We start from the raw sequence: 15,045 nt of genomic DNA on the forward strand, positions 1-15,045 counted from the left end.
GAGTTTGCCGACGAGTTCGGCGGTGAGGTGTTGGGCCTCGGCGGCGCTGCCCCCGTTGCCCGCGACCAGCAGCCGCCCGCCGGTGGCCAGCCGGTGCGCCAGCTCGCCGCCCCAACGGGCGAGCAGTCGCTCCGCGCGGCGGAAGGGCAGCAGCGCCGCCGCCAGGTGGCCCAGGTGGGTGTCCAGCAGGCTGTCGGCAGCCTCGCCGGTCCGGTCGGGCGCCGCCATCAGGCGACCACCCGGGTCGGCCGACGCACGGCGGCCACCTCGCCGTACACCTCCGTCAGCCGGTCCGCCGTGGTCGACCAGGAGTAGCAGCGGCGGGCCCGTTCCAGCGCCCCCGTGGCGTACGCGAAGCGGCGGATCCGGTCGCCGAGGAGCCGCTGGACGGCCGCGCCCAGCGCCTGCGGGTCCCGGGCCGGCACGAGGTCACCGGTCCGCCCGTCGACGACCGTGTCGATCAGCCCGCCGACGGCGGTGCCGATCACCGGTACGCCGCACGCCATCGCTTCCAGCGGGGTGAGCCCGAACGGCTCGTACCAGGGCGCGGCGACCAGCACGTCGGCGGACCGGTACCAGCGGCCCATCTCCTCCCGGGGCACCGCGCCGATCAGCTTCACCCGGTCGGCCACTCGGAGGGAGTCGGCGAGCGCCCGCAGTCGCCGGGCGTACGGGTCGGTCTCCAGCAGTCCGGCCGGCGGACCGCCCACCACCACGCACTCCGCCCCGGGCACCAGGGCGGTGGCCCGGATGACGTCCTGGAAGCCCTTGCGTTCCACCAGCCGGCCCACGGTGAGGATCCGCGGCCGGTCGCCGTCCCGCTCGGCGGCCGGACCGAGCGGGGCGAAGGTGCCGAGGTTCACCCCGGACGGGACGATCGTCATCCGGGACCGGGGCACCCCCATCCGGACCAGCTCACCGACCTCGTCCTGGCACTGGGCGACCACCCGGTCGACGGACCGGCCCAGCTCGCGCTCGTGGCGGACCCGGCCCGGCGGGCTGGTGTCCTGGGCCCCCTGGTGGCGCCGCTTCACCGTGCCGAGCGCGTGGTACGTCTGCACCACCGGCACCCCGGTCCGCCGGCCGGCGGCGAGCGCGGCCAGGCCGCTCATCCAGAAGTGCGCGTGGACCACGTCGGGCTGCCAGTCGTCGGTGCGCCACCGCTCCGCCAGCCAGGCGCCGAACTCGGCCATGTACGGCAGCAGCTCGTCCTTGGCGACGGGCTCGGCCGGGCCGGCGGGCACGTGCACCACGTCGAAGCCGTCCGGGGCCCGTACCGTCACGGGCAGGTCCACGGCGTCGCGGCGGGTGTAGACGCGGACGTCGTGGCCGGCGGCCACCAGCGCGGCGGAGAGCTCCGCGACGTGCGTGTTCTGGCCGCCCGCGTCCTCGCCGCCGAGGACGGCGAGCGGGCTGGCGTGCTCCGAGATCATCGCGACGCGCATACTTCCTCCTCCAGCAGGCGGTCCCAGTCGGCGAGGAAACGGTCCAGCCCGTAGCGGTTCCGGGCGGCGACCCGGGCTTCGGCGCCGGCCCGGCGGGCGGCCGACGGGTCCTCGACGAACCGTCGGGCCGCCTCCAGCAGGACGTCCACCCGGGTGGAGAGGGCACCGGCGGACGGCGGCACCGCCTCCACGGCCTCGGTGGTGGCGAGCGCGACGACCGGCATGCCCATCGTCATCGCCTCGACGAGGCTCAGCCCCAGCGAGGTCCACCGGCACAGGTGCAGGTACGCCCGCCGCCGGGCCAGTTCGGTGTGCATGGCGTGCTGCGGGACGTCGTCGTGGCTGGTGACCCGGTCCGCCGGCAGCCCGAGGCGGTCGGCCAGCCCGGCCACCCCCATGCCGTAGACGTCCAGCGGGGCGATCTCGGCGAACCGGGGCAGCAGGTCCGTGCCGGTGACCCGCCAGCGGCGGACCGGCTCGTTGATCACCACCGCGAGCCGGTCCAGCTCGCCGGTCCACTCGACGGCCGGCGCGACCACGCCGTGCTCGACGACGGCGGTGCGGCTGCCGCCGTTGTCCCAGAACAGTTCGTTGAAGTGGGTCACGTGGGTGAGCAGCAGGTCGTCCCGGCCGGCCATCGGGTGCCGGGTGTTCGGCACCTCCCCCTTCGGGGTGTTGTGCTCGACGTAGATCGCCGGCACGTCCCGGCCCACCCGACGGCCCAGCCACTCGCAGGCGAGGTCGAACTCCTCGGGGCGCTGGAGCAGGACCACGTCCACGTCGGCCCGGCCCAGCTCCTGCGGGGTCACCTCGACCGCGCTGTCCGGCCACGGGTAGGTCCGCGCCCGGCCGAGGCCGTACGGGCCGCGGTCGGGGGTGACCGGGACCAGGTACCGGTGTTTCCCGTGCACGAAGGACGTGGTCCAGGAGCCGTGCACGTGCCACAGCAGAATGTTCATCGGGCCACCCCACCGGTGGCGGTCACCGCCGGCGCGCGCGGTGGGCCCGCGAACACCGCCGCCGGCCCGGCCACCGGTTCGGCCGGTACGCCGAGCAGCCGCAGCCCCGCCAGGACCCGCCCCGGCTCGACGGCGGAGAGGCAGGGGTGCCCGGGCACCGGGCAGCGGGTGGCCCGGGTGTCCCGGCAGGCCGCCGCCGCGTCGCCGAGCCGGACCGTCGGCACCCGGTACGGCCCCCACTGTCCGAACGGGACGGTCGGGGCGAAGAGGCTGACCACCGGCACCCCCAGCGCCGCGGCCAGGTGCGCCGGGCCGGTGTTGCCGACGACGAGCGCGCCGGCCCGCGCGATGATCGCGGCCAGCTCGCCGAGTCCGGTGCGGCCGCCGAGGTCGACCCCGCCGGCGGCGGCGACCCGCGCGGTCAGCTCCCGCTCGTCCGGGCCGCCGGTGACCACCACCCGGTACCCGGCGGCGTGGAGCACCCGGACGATCCGGACGGCCAGCTCGGGCGGGCAGGCCCGGGTCTCGACCGAGGACCCGGGGTGCAGCACCACGTAGCCGGGCTCGCCGGCACCGGCCGGGGCGCCCGGCAGCCGGTCCTCGCGCAGCCGCAGCCCCGGCCCGTCGTCGGGGGCCAGGGCGAAGCCGGCGGCGGCGGCGAGGGACAGCGCCCGCTCCGGTTCGGGTACGCCGACCGGTACCTGGTGGCGGACGTCGAGGAGGGTGCCGGGGTAGTCGTCGCTGATGGCGCTGATGTGGGGTACGCCGGCCATGCGGAGCAGCAGGGCCAGCGGCAGTGGGGACTGGTGGAAGGAGGTGAAGATGACGGCTTCGTCGGCGGCGACCTGGGTGAGGCGGGTGGTGAGGTGGCGCATGTCGTCGGGGTCGACGGGGGCGGGGTGGCCGTCGATCCAGGGCAGCGGCCATTCGATGATGTCGTCGACGCCGGGGAGCAGGTCGGCGGCGGCCCGGCCGCGGGGGCCGCAGAGCAGGACCACCCGGTCGGCGCCGGCGGCGACGGCGCGGATGCCGGGGCCGGTGACCAGCACGTCGCCGGCGGCGTCGCTGCGTACCACCAGCACCGTGCCCCGCCGCCGGGCCGGCGCGGTTGGGGCCACCAGGCCGATCCGGTCCAGGATCTGCGCCACCGCCGCGGGCAGGTCGCCGACGACCGTGGGCGCCGAGGCCACCTCGGCCGGTCGGGTGGCCGGGGTGGGGACCATGATCCCCGTGGCGCCGGCCGCCGCGGCGGCGTCCATGTCGGCGCCGATGTCACCCACCATGACGCACCGGGTCGGGCTGGTGCCCAGCGCGTGGGCGGCGGCGTGCACCAGGCCCGGCGCGGGTTTGCGGCAGCCGCAGCCGTCCCGCTCGCCGTGCGGGCAGATCTGCCAGGCGTCGAAGGGCCCCAGCAGTTCCTCCACCCGCGTGTTCACCCAGCGCAGCTCGTCGTGCGTGAACAGGCCCCGGGCCAGTCCCGACTGGTTGGTCACCACGGCCAGCCGCAACCCGGCGGCGCGCAGCCGGTCCAGGGCCTCCCGGGCACCCGGCACGGGACGGACCTTCTCCGGGTCGCCGTTGTAGGGCACGTCCTCGACGAGCGTGCCGTCCCGGTCCAGCAGCACCGCGTCGAAGAGCCCCGGCGGGAACCGGCCAGGACCCGGGTCAACCCGGGCTGGCCTGCACTGATCCCGCTCGTGGTCCCCTCGCACGGCGGGCGGGTTCCCGACCCCCCGAGGAGTAAACATCATCTTCGGCGGAGCCGACTCCACCGGCACCCCGGCGCCCGGGCGGGTCCGTCGCACCACTCCGCCGTCCGGTGCGGCGTTACCCGCCGCCGCCGAGAAGCTAACCCGGCGGCCGCGTTAGCGGCGGTCCGGGCGGGGGTATGGGATTGCGGTGGCGATTGTGGAGAAAGTGATCGACGCGTCCCCGCAGCAGGTCTTCGACGTGCTGGCCGACGGATGGACGTACAGCGACTGGGTGGTCGGCACCGCGCACGTGCGAAACGTGGAGGACACCTGGCCCCGGGTCAGCAGCCGGTTGCACCACCGGTCGGGGCCGTGGCCGTTCTCCCTGCAGGACTCCTCCACCGTGCTGGTCTGCGAGCCGCCGCGCAAGCTCGTCATCAAGGCGGGGCTCTGGCCGGCCGGCGAGGCGACGGTGGTGTTCACCCTCGATCCGGTGGGCGACGGCGCCACCCGGGTCCGGATCGGCGAGAACTTCGCCGCCGGGCCGCTGCGCTGGGTGCGGAACAAGCTGAACGACCTGGTGCTGCACCAGCGCAACAAGGAGACGTTGAACCGGCTCTCCGACATCGCCACTCGGCAGAAGGCCGACCGATGACGCAGCGGGTGGTCATCACCGGGGCGAGCGCCGGGGTGGGCCGGGCGATCGCCCGGACGTACGCGGCCCGGGGCGCCCGGTTGGGGCTGATCGCCCGGGGCGGGGCCGGCCTGGCCGCCGCCGAGCGGGACTGCCGCCGGCTCGGCGCCGCCGACGTCCGGACGCATCAGGTCGACGTGGCCGACGCGGGCGCGGTGCAGCGGGCCGCGGACGACGTGGTGCACCACTTCGACGGCCTGGACGTCTGGATCAACGACGCGATGGTGTCGGTCTTCGCCCCGACCTGGGAGATCACGGCGGCCGAGTTCCGCCGGGTCACCGAGGTGAACTACCTCGGCACCGTGCACGGCACGCTGGCCGCGCTGCGGCACATGCGGCCGCACGGCCGCGGCGCCATCGTGCAGGTCGGTTCCGCCCTAGCCTACCGCGGCATCCCGCTGCAGTCGGCGTACTGCGCCAGCAAGCACGCGGTGCAGGGGTTCAACGACTCGCTCCGGGCGGAGCTGCTGCACGACTGCCCCGGCGTACGGCTGTCCATGGTGCAGCTGCCGGCGGTGAACACCCCGCAGTTCTCCTGGGTACGCACCCGGTTGCCCCGGCACCCGCAGCCGGTCCCGCCGATCTTCGCGCCGGAGGTGGCCGCCCGCGCGGTGGTCTGGGCCGCGGACCACGGCCCGCGCGAGCTGAACGTGGGCGGCCCGACCTGGCGGGCCCGGCTGGCCAACATCCTCTTCCCCGGCCTGCTCGACCGGCAGCTGGCCCGCAGCGGGTACGACAGCCAGCAGACCGACACCCCCATCGACCCGGCCGAGTGGCGGGACAACCTGGACCGGCCCGGCGACGACGAGCAGGACTGGGGCGCGGAGGGAGTCTTCACCGGCCGGTCCCGCCGGCACTCGGCCACACTCTGGGTGAGCACGCACAAGCGGACGGCTTCGGTCCTCGCGCTGGGCGGGCTGGTCATGGCGGCCACCGGGCTGGCCCGCCGGTTACGCTGACCGACCGGCGTGACGACGCTGCGCCGCCTTCCAGGCGGGCGTCTGTGCGGACCGGGCGGAGACTACTGGCTATCCTCTCACGTGAACACTGTCGGCCGACCGAGGATGTCCGTGATGATCGAACCCGTGCAGTTGCCCGCTCCGTGGCGGGACGCACGCCTGACCGTCGTCGTTCCCACCTACAACGAGGCGGGGAACCTCCCGGTGCTGGTCGAGCGGCTCCTCGCCCTGCCGCTGCCGGGGCTGAAGGTGCTGGTCGCGGACGACAACTCCCCGGACGGGACCGGTGAGGTGGCGGACAAGCTGGCCATCGAGCACCCGGACCGCGTACAGGTGGTGCACCGCGCGGGCAAGGAGGGGCTCGGCCGGGCGTACGTGGACGGGATCGGTCGCGCGCTGGACGGCGGCGCCGAGTACGTGGCGCAGATGGACGCGGACCTCTCCCACCCGCCGGAGGCGCTGCCGGGCATGCTCGGTGCGCTGCTCTCCACCCAGGCCGGCGTGGTGATCGGCTCCCGCTACGTGCCCGGCGGGCAGCTGGACGAGAACTGGCCGCTCTACCGGCGGGCGCTGAGCGGTTGGGCCAACCTGTACGTGCACACGCTGCTGCGGGTGCGGATCCGTGACCTCACCGCCGGCTTCAAGATCTGGCGTGCCGACGCCCTGCGCGACATCGGGCTGGACCGGGTCCAGTCCAACGGCTACAGCTTCCAGGTCGAGATGCACTACCTCGCCACCAAGCTGGGGCACACCATCCTGGAGGTGCCGATCCGCTTCGAGGAGCGCCGCGAGGGCGCCTCGAAGATGACCACCGCCACCAAGATCGAGAGCGCGCTGATGCCGTTCAAGCTGCGCTCCCGGCACCGCAACATCCAGGGCTGAGCAGGAGTTCCCAGCCGACCCCGCCCCGCTTGCCGGGACGGGGTCGCCCCCTCAGCGGTAGACCGCCCGGTGCGCGGCGCCGATCATCCCGGCGTACAGCTCACCGGTGAGCGCGCGGTCGCGGGCCAGCGCGGCCCGGGCCGCGTTCGCGCCGGGCGCGCCGTGCACGCCGCCGCCCGGGTGGGCCGACGAACTGGCCAGGAAGAGCCGGTCCACCGGGGTGTCCGCCCGTCCCAGGCCGGGGATCGGGCGGAGGAAGAGCTGCTGGTACGCGGCCGCGGTGCCGCCGCCGATCGCGCCGCCGACCAGGCTCGGGTCGCCCTGCTCCAGGTCGGCCGGGCCGGCCACGTGCCGCCCCACGATCAGCGACCGGAAGCCGGGCGCGGCCTCCTCCAGCACCTCCTCCATCCGCTCGGCGTGTCCGGTGATCTCCTCGGCGCGCCACTGTCGCCGGAACGGCAGGTGGGTGTACGACCAGAGCGACTCCGTTCCGGGCGAGGAATGGGTCGGGTCGGCCAGCGACATCTGCCCGACCAGCAGGAACGGGTCGCGGGGCACCTCGCCCCGGGCGAGCGCGGCCGAGTAGGTGGTCAGGCCGTCCAGGTCGGCGCCGAGGTGCACGGTGCCGGCGGTGGCCACCGTCCGGTTCTTCCACGGCACCGGTGCGGAGAGCGCCCAGTCCACCTTGAGGGTGGAGCCGTCCCACTTGAAGTGGGCCAGGTCCTCCACGAGCCGGGGCGGCAGCGCCGCCGCGCCGACCAGGTCCAGGAAGAGCGCCGGGGCGGGGACGTCGGCCAGCACCGCCTTCCGGGCCCGCCAGGTGGCGCCGCCGGCGGTACGCACGCCCATGGCCCGGCCGCGGGCGGTGAGCACCCGGTCGACGCGGGCGCCGTAGTCGATCCGGCCGCCCCGCTCGACCAGCCGGGCCACCAGCGCGTCGGTGATCTTCTGGGACCCGCCGACCGGCACCGGCCAGCCGACCTGCTGGCCGAGCATGGTCAGCAGCCAGCCGTACACGCCGGAGCCGGCCTCCTCTGGGGCGAGGTCGGTGTGCAGGGCGCAGCCGGCCAGCAGCGCCCGCCCGCCGTCGCCGTCGAAGAGTTCGTCGCCGAGCTTGCGGACCGGCACGACCAGGCGGCGGGCCAGCCGCAGCGCACCCGAGACCCGGAGCCGGCGCAGCAGGGTGAGCCCGCCGCGCACCGGCGGGAACGGCGTGGTGATGGTGTCGAGCATCGGCTCGGCCACCTCGCACCAGTCGGCGTACGCCTGCCGCCAGCGGTCCCCGTCGCCCGGGGCGAACGCCTCCAGCGAGGCGGCGGTGACGTCGAGATCCCGGTTGACCACCGCGGCCCGCCCGTCGGGCAGCAGGTGGGCCAGCACGTCGGGGGCGTGCGTCCAGGTCAGCCCGTACCGGCCGAGGTCCAGCCCGCGCAGCACCGGCGAGGCGTACCCGAGCGGATAGAACGAGCTGTAGAGGTCGCTGAGGTAGCCCGGGGCGGTCACCTCGGCGGAGCGAATGGCCCCGCCGGGGGTCTGCGTCGCCTCCAGCACCAGGACGTCCCAACCCGCGTCGGCCAGCAGGTTCGCGGCCACCAGGCCGTTGTGGCCGGCGCCGACGACGACGGCGTCCGCGCTCGGCGTGGCGGTCGTAGTCATCCGACCCGCCTACCCGGACGGTTACCGGGCGAAACGCGTTTGCCTTGCCAGGGCCGGGGCATCCACTGCCGCATGTACACGGTTGCGCAGCTCATCGGTGGAGTGTGGGGCGCGGGTGGCGCGGGAGGGGAGCTGGTCGTCCACGATCCGGCCGACGGCTCCCCGGTGACCACCGTGCCGGTGGCGACGGCGGACGAGGTGGCCAAGGCGGTCGAGGCCGCCCGGGAGACGGCGACGGAGTGGGCGGGGACCGCCCCGGCGGACCGGGCGGCGGCGCTGCACCGGGCCGCGGACGCGGTGGAGGCCGCCGCGGAGGAGCTGGCGCAGGCGACGACGGCGGAGATGGGCAAGCCGCTGGACGACGCGCGCGGCGGGGTGGCGGCGGGGATCGGCACGCTGCGACAGTACGCGGAGCTGGCGCCGGTGCGCGGCGGCCGGACGCTGCACGGCGGGCAGTCGTCCATCGACTTCATGGCTCCCGAGCCGCACGGCGTGGTCGCCGCGATCACCCCCTGGAACGACCCGGTGGCGGTCTCCTGCGGGCTGCTCGGCGCGGCCCTGGTCACCGGCAACGTGGTGCTCTACAAGCCGAGCGAGCGCACCCCGGCCACCGGCTGGCTGCTGGCGAAGGCCCTCGATTCGGCGCTGCCGGCCGGTGCGCTCTCCCTGCTGACCGGCGGTGGTGAGGTGGGGGCGGCGCTGGCCGGGCAGGCGGTGGACGTGGTGGCCCACGTCGGTTCCACCGCCACCGGCCGGCAGATCGCCGCCGCCGGGGCCCGCACCGGCGCAAAGGTGCTGCTGGAGAACGGCGGCAGCGACGCGCTCGTGGTGGACAGCGACGTCGACCCGGTCTGGGCGGCCGAGCAGGCGGCGCTCGGCTGTTTCGCCAACGCCGGGCAGATCTGCGTGGCGGTGGAACGGATCTACGTGCACCGGGAGGTGGCGGAGGACTTCGTCGACGCGCTGACGCAACGCGCGGAGGCGCTGACCATGGGCCCGGGCCGCGACCCGGGGACGCAGCTCGGGCCGCTGGTGGACCGGCGGCATCGGGACCACGTGCACGGGCAGGTCACCGCGGCGACTGCGGAGGGGGCGCGGGTGCGTACCGGCGGGACGGTGCCGGACGGGCCGGGGGCGTTCTACCCGGCGACGGTGGTGGCCGACTGCCGGCACGAGATGACGCTGGTCCGCGAGGAAACGTTCGGGCCGGTCGCCCCGGTGATCGTGGTCGACTCGTTCACGGAGGGGCTGCGCTGCGCCGCCGACTCGCCGTACGGCCTGGCGGCGACGGTGCTCACCGGGTCGATGAGTCACGCCCAGCGGGCCTGGCGGGAGCTGCCGGTCGGCACGGTCAAGGTGAACGCGGTCTTCGGCGGCGCGCCGGGCGGCGCCGCGCAGCCGCGCCGGGGCAGCGGACAGGGCTTCGGGTACGGCCCGGAGCTGCTCGACGAGTTCAGCACGGTGAAGACCGTGCACATCGAGGCGCCGGGCGGCGGCCACTGGTGACGACGGGACGACGGGAGCCCGGGACCGCTGGTCCCGGGCTCCAATGGTCGGACGGTCAGCGGCGGGCGCGCGCCTCACGGGTCTGCTTGTCGTTCGCCTTCTGGATCGCCTTGACCAGCTCCGGCTTGGTCATCCGGGACCGGCCCGGCACGTCCAGCTTCTTGGCGACCTCCATCAGGTGCTCCTTGGGCGCATTCGCGTCCACGCCGGCGGCCGTCGGTGCCCGCCGCGCGGGGCCGCCCCCGGCTGCCTGCTGGTCGCTGGGGCCCTTGCGGCCCTTCGGCTCCCAGTGGTCGCCGACCTTCTCGAACTCGTGCTTCACCGCGGCGAACGCGGTGCGGTGCGCCCGCTGCCCCTCGCCGTAGGTCTCCACCGCCGAGTCGTGCGTCTTCTCCCACGTCCGCTGGGCCTTCTCCGGGGAGCGCCGCAGCGTGCTGGGCAGTACTTCGCGCCCGGGCATCTCGTCCTCCTCCGTCTCGATGGGTTACCCAATGGAGTTCCCGCACCGCCCGACGGCAAACGGCACCGGTTTGTCGATTTCCCCGGCGGGGTACCGCCCGGGCCACCACGTACGGGGGTGCGCCCGGGCAGCGGAACACAGGGAGCGGTCATGGCAGCGACGACGGAACCGGCGGTCGGCGGTCGGCAGCCGGCCCGGATCCCCCGCCGGATGCGCCAGCTGAGCTGGGCCACCTGGCGCGGGGTGCTGGTCCGCAGCGGGCGGAACTTCGTCAAGGACAACTGCGCCGACTGGGCGGCGGCGCTCACCTACTACGGCGTGCTGGCGTTGTTCCCCGCCACCATCGTGGTGGTCGCGCTGGTGGGGCTGGTCTCCGACGGCGAGCGCACCGTGGACACGGTGATCGACCTGGCCCGGGAGATCGGCGCCGGGTCGGTGGTCGGCAACGACGGCTTCGTCGACGTGGTACGCGGCGTGGTCGAGCAGCAGGGCTCGGCGAAGGTGCTGCTGAGCTTCGGTCTGCTCGGCGCGCTCTGGTCGGCGTCGGGCTTCATCGGGGCGTTCACCCGGGCCTCCAACGCCGTCTACGGGGTCGAGGAGGGCCGCCCGTTCTACCGGCTGCGCCCGCTGCAGATCGGCCTGGCCGGGGTGTCGCTGGTCCTGTTGGCGATCGTCGCCACCGGCCTGATCGTCAGCGGGCCGGTCACCGAGGCGGTGGGCGACCGGCTGCACGCCGGCGGGCTGGCCCGGACGGTGTGGAGCGTCGCCAAGTGGCCGGTGCTGGCCCTGGTGGTGATGACCCTGCTCTCCCTGATGTTCTGGATCGCGCCGAACGTCCAGCAGCCCCGGTTCCGCTGGCTCACCCCGGGCGGGGCGCTCGCCCTGCTCGCCTGGGTGGTCGCGTCGTTCGGTTTCGGCCTCTACGTCGCCAACTTCGGCTCGTACGACGTGACCTACGGCAGCCTCGGCGCCGTCATCGCCTTCCTGGTCTGGCTGTACCTGTCCAACTGCGCGCTGCTGCTCGGCGTACAGGTCAATGCGGAGCTGCAGCGTGGCCGGGTGCTGCAGGCGGGCGGCGGGGACCCGGGCGAGCCGGTCCTGCCGCCCCGGGCGCCCGCCGATTCGTGACCGAATGACCGGCTCCCCGGCCCCGGTTTACCGGGGGCCGGCTCGGGCATGTCTGAAGGCATGGAACGTGGCAGCAGCAAGCACTCGCCGAGGGTCGACGACAACATGAGTCAGGAGGTCAGCGGCCTCGTGCAGGGGCCGGGGGCCGGTGGCTCGCGCGTCGAGGAGTCCCGCCAGCCGGAGCCGGCGGGCGAGGACCAGCCGGAGCCGAAGACGGTGACGGCCGGCGCGAGCCGCGGCGGCAACCCGCAGGGTATGAGCATGGACGACGTGGAGGGGCGCAGCCGCCTCGGCCGGTTCATCACCATGACGGCGCTGCCGGGCGACCGGGCGACGCTGATCGCCAACGCCCAGGAGAACGCGGCGCCGGCGGACATCATCGCCGCGCTGGAGGGGCTTCCCGAGGGCATCCGTTACCAGACGATTTCCGAGGTGTGGGCCGCACTCGGGCACAAGAACGAGACAACGCGCTGGTGACCGGATCGGCCCACGATCCGGAGACTCACCGGCGGGCAGAGGAGGATTCATGAGCGGCGTTATCGAGCACGTGGACGTCTCGGTCCCGATCCGGACCGCCTACGACCAGTGGACCCAGTTCGAGGAGTTCCCCCACTTCATGGAGGGTGTCCAGGAGGTGCGGCAGCTCTCCGACACCTTGACCCACTGGACGGTGGAGATCGCCGGGGTGAAGCGGGAGTTCGACGCCGAGATCACCGAGCAGTTGCCGGACGAGCGGGTCGCCTGGAAGTCCACCGGCGGCACCCAGCAGGCCGGGGTGGTGACGTTCCACCGGCTCGACGAGGGCAACACCCGGGTCACCCTGCAGATGGACTTCGAGCCGCACGGCGTGGTCGAGCAGGCCGGCGACAAGCTGGGGGTGGTCGACCGCCGGGCCAAGGGCGATCTGGCGCGGTTCAAGCAGTTCATCGAGCGGCGCGGTCAGGAGACCGGCGCCTGGCGCGGCAAGGTCGACCGGCCGACGCCCTGATCCCCTGACCCCCGAACCTGACGACTCCGATGGCCGCCGGTGCTCCGGCGGCCATCGCCGTGTCCGCCCGGCCGCCCGCGATCGGGTTGTCGGCCACGGCCGTTTGCGATCACCGCACCCGGGTACCGCTGGGGAATGACCGACAACGACAGCCACGTGTGGCGCGACGAGGACCGGACCCCGCTGCGCGAACTGGACCGGGCGATCGCCCGTTCCACGCTCGACGGGCAGGCCGACGACGCCACCGGCAACGACGCCGGTGAGGAGGCCGCGTTCGGGCACGGTCCCGAGGCGGTGGACCGCGGCGCCGGCCCGGAGGCGGAGCGCCGGGAGATGACGGACGCGGACCGGGCGTACCGGCCCTCGACGACCGGGCGGACCGGCCCCGACAGCATGTGAGGTGGGCGGGGCTCCGGTGGCGGGTGGCCGCGGCCCGGAGCCCAGCGCGCCACCGCCCGGGCGCGACTCCCCCGAAACGACAAAAAGTGAGGCCCGGACGGTCGAGAAACCGGACAGGTCATCCAGAATCGGCCGAACGGGTGACGGCAACGCCGGGGTCCGCGTAAGACTTTCGGGATGCAACAGGGCTCCGGCTTCCTCACCCCACGTCAGCGTCGCCTGGCCTGGCTCGGCTTCCTGCTCGCCGCCGTCCAGGCACCCGTCGCCGCGAAACTGGTCTCCGACGACTCCTGGCTGTTCAGCCTCTGCGTCGCGCTGATGGTGGCCACGGTGATCATCGCGGACGACGCCGGCCGGCGCCGTCCGGCAGGCGCCCCCTCCTCGGACTAGCCCTCCGCGCCGGGGCGCGCCTCGTGCCCCGGTCGCCCCCGGGTGCGGCGCCGCTCCTTCATCTCCGCCTCGTACAGATGTCGTCGGCCGTCGACCAGCTCGTCGCGGGCTTGGCGGTCCAGCTCCCCGAACAGGGCGTAATAGCCGTCGTCGAAGTCCTCGACGATCTGGAAGGTCCAGCGCCCGGCGATCACGTTCCGGCCGAGCAGGTCCCGGCCGATCCGGTCGGCGACGTCGGCGTGGCCGGCGGCCCGGAACAGCTCCACCGCGTCGTCCAGCATCAGGTCGGCATGGCCGATGAGCTGGTGCAGCGCGTAGAGGTGGCCACGGGCCCGTTCGACGGTCTCCAGGGCCTCACTGAGCTTCCCCAGGGCCTCGACCGTGCCGTCGCTCACGCCGGCCGGTCGGCGGTGCCGCTCGTCGGGTCCGTCGGCGTGTTGTCCCATTCCGTTCCTCCGTGAGGTCGCCCGCGCCGGTTCGCGCGGTTTCCCTTCTGCCCGGTCCCGGCCGGGTCAATCCCCCCGGAGGATGGCGGACACCGTCCCGGCCGACCGGCACTCATCCGGTCGGCCGAGGCCGCCCCGGTCACGGCGTGATTAGCCTCGGTTTCCATGCGTGTGCCGAACAACCGGGTCGCGACCCGTTCCGCCGCCGGCTCCGCGCGGTCCGCCCTCATCGCGCTGACCGCCTCCGTCGGCACCGCCGGGCTGGCCGCGGCCGCCGCCCGCCCCGGGCTGCTCGCCCTGGTCGACCAGCACGCCGCCGCCGTCCGGGACAGTCTGGACGGCGACCGCCGGCCGCTCACGGTCGCCGCGCTCGCCGGGTACGCCGAGGGCGTCCGCGCCGCCGCGATCGAGCACGGCTGGCAGCCGTCCGGCGAACCGACCGACTGGTCGGCACCGGACTGGCTGCACACCCGCCTGCTGGCGGTGTGCGCCCTGGCTCGCGCGCTGGACCCGCGGCACCTGGCCTGAACCGAGGGAAGGTGCCCGCGATCGCCCCGCGGACACCCTCTCCCCCTGCCACCGGTCGGCTCAGCCGCCCGGACGTTGGAACTGCTGGGTCTCGTCGCCCTGCCCGCCCCGAGCGCCGGACATCGCCTGGGTACGCTCTGCGGCGCTCCGGTCGGCCATCTGCCGCTCGTAGTCGCTGCGCCCGGCGCCCTGCGCCTGGCGCTGCTCCCGGACCGCGCGGGATTCCTGCTCGATCCGGTTCAGCCAGCCGTCCCAGCGGTTCTGCATCGGCCTCACCAGACCACCGCCGACGCCGACGATCAGGATGCCGGCCACCGTGGCGAGCACCGCGATCAGCACCGGCGTGGTCACCGTGGTGGCGATGCCCACCTGGTTCAGCGCGGCGATCACGCCGAGCGCCAGGATGAAGATCGCCGTCAGGTCGGCCAGGATCTTGCCGTACGAGAGCCCGCCCAGCGCGCCGGCGATCAGGTCCCGGACCGCGTTGGCGATGGCGGCCGCGATCACCACGATGACGATCGCCACGAAGGCTCGCGGCAGCCAGGCGACCACGCCCCGGATCAGGTCGCTGATCGCGTTCGGCCCCCACACGCCAAAGGCGAACTGCAGGGTGAACAGCAGGACGGCGTAGTAGGCCAGTTTGGCCAGGATGTCACTCGCGTCGTACTTGGTTCGCTCGAGCGCCCGTTTGACGCCGCCCCGTTCGACCCAGCGGTCGAAGCCCACCCGTTCCAGCACGGTGTCCACGATCTTGAGGACGGCCCGGGCGATGAGCCAACCCACCACGAGGATCACGATGAACGCGATGGCCCTCGGGATGAAGAGCAGCACCGACCTCCACATGTCGGCCACGGCGTCGCCAATGTCGGCCTGCCCGGCCGCGAGGGTTTTCGGCATGATGTCCCTCCTGTCGC

The 15,045-nt window shown here is 74.4% G+C and carries 17 protein-coding genes and 1 pseudogene; 10 read left to right on the plus strand and 8 right to left on the minus strand.

What is annotated here, in order from left to right; genetic code table 11:
* The 4 genes and pseudogenes from ACFOYX_RS27690 to ACFOYX_RS27705 all read right to left on the minus strand — a co-directional run.
* Positions 1-228 (minus strand): annotated as a pseudogene (locus ACFOYX_RS27690) (phosphoheptose isomerase); the annotation flags it as partial.
* The gene (locus ACFOYX_RS27695) at positions 228-1,445 is read right to left on the minus strand and encodes a glycosyltransferase (protein ID WP_322443258.1); all 1,218 of its coding nucleotides are present in this window, start codon (positions 1,443-1,445) and stop codon (positions 228-230) included. The gene ACFOYX_RS27695 and the pseudogene ACFOYX_RS27690, both read right to left, overlap by 1 nt.
* Positions 1,430-2,404, minus strand: a complete 975-nt coding sequence (locus ACFOYX_RS27700) for a glycosyltransferase (protein WP_322443257.1) — start codon at positions 2,402-2,404, stop codon at positions 1,430-1,432. The genes ACFOYX_RS27695 and ACFOYX_RS27700 overlap by 16 nt, the downstream gene beginning before the upstream one ends.
* Positions 2,401-4,116, minus strand: a complete 1,716-nt coding sequence (locus ACFOYX_RS27705; RefSeq protein WP_377534531.1) for an HAD-IIIA family hydrolase — start codon at positions 4,114-4,116, stop codon at positions 2,401-2,403. The genes ACFOYX_RS27700 and ACFOYX_RS27705 overlap by 4 nt, the downstream gene beginning before the upstream one ends.
* A 187-nt stretch (positions 4,117-4,303) precedes the next feature.
* On the opposite strand from ACFOYX_RS27705, the gene ACFOYX_RS27710 reads away from it, so the two are divergent.
* The 3 genes from ACFOYX_RS27710 to ACFOYX_RS27720 all read left to right on the plus strand — a co-directional run bounded on the left by ACFOYX_RS27710 (position 4,304) and on the right by ACFOYX_RS27720 (position 6,630).
* Positions 4,304-4,750, plus strand: a complete 447-nt coding sequence (locus ACFOYX_RS27710) for an SRPBCC family protein (RefSeq protein ID WP_322443256.1) — start codon at positions 4,304-4,306, stop codon at positions 4,748-4,750.
* Positions 4,747-5,748 (plus strand): SDR family oxidoreductase, encoded by a 1,002-nt coding sequence (locus ACFOYX_RS27715; protein WP_238454207.1) that lies wholly within the window; start codon positions 4,747-4,749, stop codon positions 5,746-5,748. Before ACFOYX_RS27710 ends, ACFOYX_RS27715 begins: the two co-directional genes overlap by 4 nt.
* 114 nt (positions 5,749-5,862) lie before the next feature.
* The gene (locus ACFOYX_RS27720) at positions 5,863-6,630 is read left to right on the plus strand and encodes a polyprenol monophosphomannose synthase (RefSeq protein ID WP_109800845.1); all 768 of its coding nucleotides are present in this window, start codon (positions 5,863-5,865) and stop codon (positions 6,628-6,630) included.
* 51 nt (positions 6,631-6,681) lie between these two features.
* Here ACFOYX_RS27720 and ACFOYX_RS27725 read toward each other — a convergent pair whose 3' ends face one another.
* Positions 6,682-8,286, minus strand: a complete 1,605-nt coding sequence (locus tag ACFOYX_RS27725) for an NAD(P)/FAD-dependent oxidoreductase (RefSeq protein ID WP_322443255.1) — start codon at positions 8,284-8,286, stop codon at positions 6,682-6,684.
* 72 nt (positions 8,287-8,358) lie between these two features.
* On the opposite strand from ACFOYX_RS27725, the gene ACFOYX_RS27730 reads away from it, so the two are divergent.
* Entirely contained in the window at positions 8,359-9,792 is a 1,434-nt protein-coding gene (locus tag ACFOYX_RS27730; RefSeq protein WP_322443254.1) for an aldehyde dehydrogenase family protein, read from the plus strand.
* Between the two features lie 55 nt (positions 9,793-9,847).
* Here the strand turns inward: ACFOYX_RS27730 and ACFOYX_RS27735 are convergent, their stop codons facing one another.
* Positions 9,848-10,252: a ChaB family protein gene (locus tag ACFOYX_RS27735; protein WP_109800848.1), complete on the minus strand. Its 405-nt coding sequence runs from the start codon at positions 10,250-10,252 to the stop codon at positions 9,848-9,850.
* Between the two features lie 150 nt (positions 10,253-10,402).
* On the opposite strand from ACFOYX_RS27735, the gene ACFOYX_RS27740 reads away from it, so the two are divergent.
* From ACFOYX_RS27740 to ACFOYX_RS27760, 5 genes are all read left to right on the plus strand, one after another.
* A complete protein-coding gene (locus ACFOYX_RS27740; RefSeq protein WP_322443253.1) occupies positions 10,403-11,380 on the plus strand; it encodes a YihY/virulence factor BrkB family protein in 978 nt (325 codons plus the stop codon).
* A 60-nt stretch (positions 11,381-11,440) separates the two neighbouring features.
* Positions 11,441-11,857 (plus strand): DUF2795 domain-containing protein, encoded by a 417-nt coding sequence (locus ACFOYX_RS27745; RefSeq protein ID WP_109800850.1) that lies wholly within the window; start codon positions 11,441-11,443, stop codon positions 11,855-11,857.
* Positions 11,858-11,906: 49 nt separating this feature from the next.
* Positions 11,907-12,368 (plus strand): SRPBCC family protein, encoded by a 462-nt coding sequence (locus ACFOYX_RS27750; protein WP_109800851.1) that lies wholly within the window; start codon positions 11,907-11,909, stop codon positions 12,366-12,368.
* A gap of 135 nt (positions 12,369-12,503) precedes the next feature.
* Complete coding sequence (locus ACFOYX_RS27755; RefSeq protein WP_109800852.1) at positions 12,504-12,767, plus strand: hypothetical protein; 264 nt, start codon at positions 12,504-12,506, stop codon at positions 12,765-12,767.
* Positions 12,768-12,944: 177 nt separating this feature from the next.
* A complete protein-coding gene (locus tag ACFOYX_RS27760; RefSeq protein ID WP_109800853.1) occupies positions 12,945-13,157 on the plus strand; it encodes a hypothetical protein in 213 nt (70 codons plus the stop codon).
* Here ACFOYX_RS27760 and ACFOYX_RS27765 read toward each other — a convergent pair.
* Complete coding sequence (locus ACFOYX_RS27765; RefSeq protein ID WP_238454212.1) at positions 13,154-13,603, minus strand: hypothetical protein; 450 nt, start codon at positions 13,601-13,603, stop codon at positions 13,154-13,156. The genes ACFOYX_RS27760 and ACFOYX_RS27765 overlap by 4 nt on opposite strands.
* A 165-nt stretch (positions 13,604-13,768) precedes the next feature.
* On the opposite strand from ACFOYX_RS27765, the gene ACFOYX_RS27770 reads away from it, so the two are divergent.
* Positions 13,769-14,131 carry a DUF6401 family natural product biosynthesis protein gene (locus ACFOYX_RS27770; protein WP_109800855.1) on the plus strand — a complete coding sequence of 121 codons (363 nt, stop codon included), beginning with the start codon at positions 13,769-13,771 and terminating at the stop codon, positions 14,129-14,131.
* A gap of 60 nt (positions 14,132-14,191) precedes the next feature.
* Here the strand turns inward: ACFOYX_RS27770 and ACFOYX_RS27775 are convergent, their stop codons facing one another.
* Positions 14,192-15,028, minus strand: a complete 837-nt coding sequence (locus ACFOYX_RS27775) for a hypothetical protein (protein ID WP_322443252.1) — start codon at positions 15,026-15,028, stop codon at positions 14,192-14,194.
* Between the last annotated feature and the right edge of the window lie 17 nt (positions 15,029-15,045).

The organism is Micromonospora sp. GCM10011541 (assembly GCF_042650725.1).
Taxonomy (GTDB): Bacteria; Actinomycetota; Actinomycetes; order Mycobacteriales; family Micromonosporaceae; genus Micromonospora; species Micromonospora sicca.

Coding starts and splice junctions, on each gene's coding strand:
- ACFOYX_RS27695 (WP_322443258.1), bottom strand. CDS start 1,445: ATGCGCGTCGCGATGATCTCGGAGCACGCCAGCCCGCTCGCCGTCCTC.
- ACFOYX_RS27700 (WP_322443257.1), bottom strand. CDS start 2,404: ATGAACATTCTGCTGTGGCACGTGCACGGCTCCTGGACCACGTCCTTC.
- ACFOYX_RS27715 (WP_238454207.1), top strand. CDS start 4,747: ATGACGCAGCGGGTGGTCATCACCGGGGCGAGCGCCGGGGTGGGCCGG.
- ACFOYX_RS27720 (WP_109800845.1), top strand. CDS start 5,863: ATGATCGAACCCGTGCAGTTGCCCGCTCCGTGGCGGGACGCACGCCTG.
- ACFOYX_RS27725 (WP_322443255.1), bottom strand. CDS start 8,286: ATGACTACGACCGCCACGCCGAGCGCGGACGCCGTCGTCGTCGGCGCC.
- ACFOYX_RS27730 (WP_322443254.1), top strand. CDS start 8,359: ATGTACACGGTTGCGCAGCTCATCGGTGGAGTGTGGGGCGCGGGTGGC.
- ACFOYX_RS27735 (WP_109800848.1), bottom strand. CDS start 10,252: ATGCCCGGGCGCGAAGTACTGCCCAGCACGCTGCGGCGCTCCCCGGAG.
- ACFOYX_RS27740 (WP_322443253.1), top strand. CDS start 10,403: ATGGCAGCGACGACGGAACCGGCGGTCGGCGGTCGGCAGCCGGCCCGG.
- ACFOYX_RS27745 (WP_109800850.1), top strand. CDS start 11,441: ATGGAACGTGGCAGCAGCAAGCACTCGCCGAGGGTCGACGACAACATG.
- ACFOYX_RS27750 (WP_109800851.1), top strand. CDS start 11,907: ATGAGCGGCGTTATCGAGCACGTGGACGTCTCGGTCCCGATCCGGACC.
- ACFOYX_RS27755 (WP_109800852.1), top strand. CDS start 12,504: ATGACCGACAACGACAGCCACGTGTGGCGCGACGAGGACCGGACCCCG.
- ACFOYX_RS27760 (WP_109800853.1), top strand. CDS start 12,945: ATGCAACAGGGCTCCGGCTTCCTCACCCCACGTCAGCGTCGCCTGGCC.
- ACFOYX_RS27765 (WP_238454212.1), bottom strand. CDS start 13,603: ATGGGACAACACGCCGACGGACCCGACGAGCGGCACCGCCGACCGGCC.
- ACFOYX_RS27770 (WP_109800855.1), top strand. CDS start 13,769: ATGCGTGTGCCGAACAACCGGGTCGCGACCCGTTCCGCCGCCGGCTCC.
- ACFOYX_RS27775 (WP_322443252.1), bottom strand. CDS start 15,028: ATGCCGAAAACCCTCGCGGCCGGGCAGGCCGACATTGGCGACGCCGTG.